The organism is Nocardioides psychrotolerans (genome assembly GCF_943371775.1).
Classification (GTDB): Bacteria; Actinomycetota; Actinomycetes; order Propionibacteriales; family Nocardioidaceae; genus Nocardioides; species Nocardioides psychrotolerans_A.
This window is the reverse complement of sequence record NZ_CALRWD010000140.1, coordinates 1-4,256: the sequence shown is the minus strand read 5'-3', so window position 1 is coordinate 4,256 and position 4,256 is coordinate 1. Positions and strand designations below refer to the sequence as shown.

4 protein-coding genes are annotated in these 4,256 nt (G+C 73.8%); 2 read left to right on the top strand and 2 right to left on the bottom strand.

From position 1 onward, the window contains the following. Positions 1 to 27: 27 nt before the first annotated feature. Both AAG827_RS22025 and AAG827_RS22020 read right to left on the bottom strand, forming a co-directional pair. Positions 28 to 948 (bottom strand): diacylglycerol kinase family protein, encoded by a 921-nt coding sequence (locus tag AAG827_RS22025; RefSeq protein ID WP_341928352.1) that lies wholly within the window; start codon positions 946 to 948, stop codon positions 28 to 30. Continuing rightward, a complete protein-coding gene (locus tag AAG827_RS22020) occupies positions 945 to 2,525 on the bottom strand; it encodes an FAD-binding oxidoreductase (RefSeq protein WP_341928351.1) in 1,581 nt (526 codons plus the stop codon). Before AAG827_RS22020 ends, AAG827_RS22025 begins: the two co-directional genes overlap by 4 nt. A gap of 17 nt (positions 2,526 to 2,542) precedes the next feature. Here AAG827_RS22020 and AAG827_RS22015 point away from each other — a divergent pair, with 17 nt between their 5' ends. Next, positions 2,543 to 3,145 (top strand): helix-turn-helix domain-containing protein, encoded by a 603-nt coding sequence (locus AAG827_RS22015; RefSeq protein ID WP_341928350.1) that lies wholly within the window; start codon positions 2,543 to 2,545, stop codon positions 3,143 to 3,145. Beyond that, the coding region (locus tag AAG827_RS22010; RefSeq protein ID WP_341928349.1) for a glycerol-3-phosphate dehydrogenase/oxidase at positions 3,142 to 4,256 on the top strand (1,115 nt) is incomplete at its 3' end. The genes AAG827_RS22015 and AAG827_RS22010, both read left to right, overlap by 4 nt.

The following is a 4,256-nucleotide window of genomic DNA, read 5'->3' as shown; positions in this document are numbered from 1 at the left end:
GAGGTCGAAAACGTGCCGCACTTTCCGTCAGGCGATGACCGCCAGCGCCGACGGCAGGATCTCGACGCACGCGGGAGCGGCCGAGAGGCCCGGCAGGACGCCGAGCGGCTCGCCGTCGCCGCCGACGGGGACGGGCACCCGGGCGTCGGCGGAGATCTCGACGCGGTGGCCGGTGAGGACGGTGACCTGGTCGAGCTCGACGTGGCGCCCGTCGTAGACCTTGGGCAGCGAGCGCATCAGGTCGAGCTTGCCGGCGGCCTCGATCACGACCACGTCGAGCAGGCCGTCGTCGAGGGTGGCGTGGGGGGCGATCTTCATGCCCTTGCCATAGAACGAGGAGTTGGCGACGACCACGTTGGCGGCTGCGTAGTGGCGCACGTCGCCGTCGACCGAGACCCGGTAGCGCGCCGGGGTGTAGGTCGCGAGGGCGCGCAGGGCGGCGTAGGGGTACTGCAGCTGCTTGGGCAGCCAGTGCGCGGTGTCGACGATCTCGCCGGCACGCGCGTCGACGCCGGAGTAGACCGAGCCGGCCACCCGGCGCGGAGCCGCGTCGCCGAGGGTGAAGGACAGCAGGTCCACCCGTCGTACGACGCCCTCGAGCAGCAGCCGTGCCTGGTCGCGGGCGTCGTCGGGCACCCCGAGCATCCGGGCGAAGTCGTTGCCGCGGCCGGCCGGGAGCAGGCCGAGGGTGCCGCCGCGCAGGGACACGGCTCCGGCCAGCGAGGAGAGCATGCCGTCGCCGCCCACGGAGACGACCACGTCGCCGCGGTCGACCGCTGCGCCCACGAGGGCGTCCATCGCCTTGGGGCCGGGCGAGTAGGTGACGTCGACGCGGCAGCCGGCCTCGCGCAGCTGCTGGGCGACCGGGACGACCGCGTCGGGTGCGGCGCCGCCACCGGAGGCGGGGTTGACCAGGAGCGTGAAGTTGCGCAGGTGGACGGCGTTCACGGGATGAGCACCCCCGGGTTGAGGATGCCGGTGGGGTCGAGGTCGGCCTTGACCGCCCGCAGGATCGACCCGCCGAGCTCCCCGATCTCCTGGGTCAGCCACGGCCGGTGGTCGCTGCCGACGGCGTGGTGGTGGGTGATCGTGGCGCCGACGGCCATCATCGCGTCGCTCGCGGCGGCCTTGGCAGCGAGCCACTGCGGCAGCGGGTCGGCCGCCTCCTTGGTGGCGACGGTGAAGTAGAGCGAGCAGCCGGTCTCGTAGACGTGGGAGATGTGGCAGAGGACCAGCGTGCCCTCACCGAGCGTGGTCTCCAGCGCGGTCTTGACCGCGGTGTAGAGGCGGTCGCGGTTGAACCAGAAGGTCGCGGTCTCCATCGTCTCGACGAGCACGCCGACGTCGAGCAGCGAGTCGCGCAGGTAGGGCGCGTTGAAGCGGCCGTGCGCCCACGCCTGGCCGGGCGCCTCGCCGAGGCAGGTGCCGCCGAGGCCCTCGAGGACAGCGGTGACGGCGGCGCGCTTGGCGGCGTTGGCCGCGGGCTCGCCCTCGTAGCCGGTGATCATCATGCAGCCGCCCGCCGCCTCGCCGCCGATCTCGTCGGGCTTAGCGAGGTTGATCGCGGTCTCGGACTCGTCGGAGAGCCGCAGCACGGTGGGGAGCAGCTGGCTCTGGGCGAGGGTGCGCATCGCGTCGGCGCCGGCCTCGAACGACGGCCAGCTCCAGCCCTCGTAGACCTTCTCGGCAGGAAGAGGTCGGACCCGCACGGTCACGGCGGTGATGACGCCGAAGGCGCCCTCGGAGCCGAGGAGCACCTGGCGCAGGTCGGGGCCTGCGGCGTTGGCCGGCGAGCTGCCCAGCACGAGCTCGCCGCGGGGGGTCGCGACCCGCAGTCCGACGACCATCGCGTCGAAGCGGCCGTAGCCGGCGCTCGACTGGCCGCTGGAGCGGGTGGCGGCGAAGCCGCCGATCGTGGCGTACTCGAACGACTGGGGGTAGTGCCCCAGCGTCAGCCCCTCCTGCGCCAGCAGCGACTCCGCCTCGGGGCCGCGCAGGCCGGGCTCGAGGGTGGCGGTCATCGAGACGTGGTCGACGGCGAGGAGCTGCTTCATCCGCACCAGGTCGAGCGACACCAGGCCGGCGTAGCCCTCCCGGCGCGCGACCAGCCCGCCCGTGACCGACGTGCCACCGCCGAAGGGGACCACCGCGAGGTGGTGCTCGACCGCGATCGCGAGCACGGCAGCGACCTCCTCGTGCGTCGAGGGGCGGCAGACGGCGTCGGGCGCGTCGCTCAGGTCGCCGCTGCGGGCGCGGAGCAGGTCGGGCGTCGACTTGCCCCGGGTGCGCAGCCGCCGCACCTCGTCGTCGACGAGCACGTGCTCGCCGCCGACGACGGCCCTCAGCGCGTCGAGCAGCTCCGGCGCCAGGGCGCTGGCGGGTGGCGCGTCGGCTGGCGTGGCGGGCCGCTCGTCGATGCCGAAGGCCATCTCGATGAGGCCCCGGGCGGCCTCCGGGAGGACGGTCGCGGCGTCGGGGCTGCCCCAGCGGTGGGGGTGCATCTCGGACTGCACGAATCGGGTCATGTGTTACAGTGTGACACATGACGTCACTTCGTAACAACCCCTCGGAGGTGAGCGAGCCGAGGGACGCCTACCTCGACGCCGCCCGTGCCTGCATCCTCGACGTCGGCTGGCGGCGTACGACGCTCACCGAGGTCGCGCGCCGCGCCGGGGTGTCGCGGATGACGATCTACCGCACCTGGTCGGACATGCCCCAGCTGCTCGGTGACCTCATGACCCGCGAGTGGACCGGCGTCGTGCAGTCGGCCGTCGCCGCGGAGGACCCGTCCCAGCCGGCCGTCGAGCGGATGGTCGAGGGCATCGTCGGCACCGTGCGGGTGCTCCGCGACAACGAGCTCTTCGTGCGGATCATCGAGCTCGACCCCGAGCTGATCCTCCCCTACGTCTTCTCCCGCCGCGGCCGCTCGCAGGACCTGATCCTGTCCATCACCGCCGACGCGATCGCCGCCGCCCAGGCCTCCGGCGAGGCGCGCGACGGCAACCCGGTCGCCATCGCCCGCGGCCTGCTGCTCGCCGCCCACGGCTTCGTCCTCTCCGCGCACACCATGGTCGACGACGAGGTCGGCGCCGACGACCTCGACGCCGAGCTCGCGCTGCTCCTCACCCGGGTGCTGCGCCCATGAGCGCGCCCGTCGCTCCCGTCATCACCCCGGTCATCACCCCGGGCCTCGTCGACGCCCCCGCGGAGGTCGACCTGGTCGTCATCGGGCTCGGCGTCACCGGCGCCGGCGTCGCGCTCGATGCGGTCACCCGCGGGCTCACCGTGCTCGCCGTCGACGCCCACGACCTCGCCTTCGGCACGTCGCGCTGGTCGTCCAAGCTGGTGCACGGCGGACTGCGCTACCTCGCCAACGGCCAGATCGGCGTCGCCCACGAGAGCGCCGTCGAGCGCGGGATCCTCATGGAGGTCACCGCCCCCCACCTGACCCGCGCGATGCCGATGCTGGTGCCGCTCGGCTCCTCGATGACCCGCAGCCAGGCCGCGCTCACCCGCGCCGGCCTGATCGCGGGCAACGTGCTGCGTCGGGCCGCCCGCACCGACGCCGAGACGCTCCCCTCCCCACGCCGGTTGTCGGCCACCGAGGTCCTCGCGATGGCCCCCGCCCTGCGCTCGGCCGGCCTGCGCGGCGGCCTGCTCTCCTGGGACGGCCAGCTCGAGGACGACGCCCGCCTGGTGACGACCATCGCCCGCACCGCGACGTCGTACGGCGCCCACGTCCGCACGCACGCCCGCGTCCTCTCGGCGACCGGGACCTCCGTGGAGCTGCGCGACGAGCTCACCGGGGCGGTCTCGACGGTGCGCGCCAAGGCCGTCGTCAACGCCACGGGCGTCTGGGCCGGCGACCTGGTCGAGGAGGTGACGCTGCGGCCGAGCCGGGGCACCCACCTGGTGCTGCGGCAGGAGTCGCTGCCCGGGCTGACCGTGTCGGTCTTCGCCCCGATCCCCGGCGAGACCAACCGCTTCGTGCTGGTGCTGCCCCAGGCCGACGGCACGGTCTACGTCGGGCTCACCGACGTGCCGGTCGAGGGCGAGGTCCCCGACGTGCCCGAGCCCTCGGAGCCCGAGATCGGCTTCCTGCTCGACGTCGTGTCCGCCGCCTTCTCCCGCCCGCTGCACCGCTCCGACGTGGTCGGCGCCTATGCCGGGCTGCGACCGCTGCTCGACACCTCCTCGCAGGACGGAGCCGGCTCCACGGCCGACCTCTCGCGCAAGCACGCGGTGCTCACCAGCAC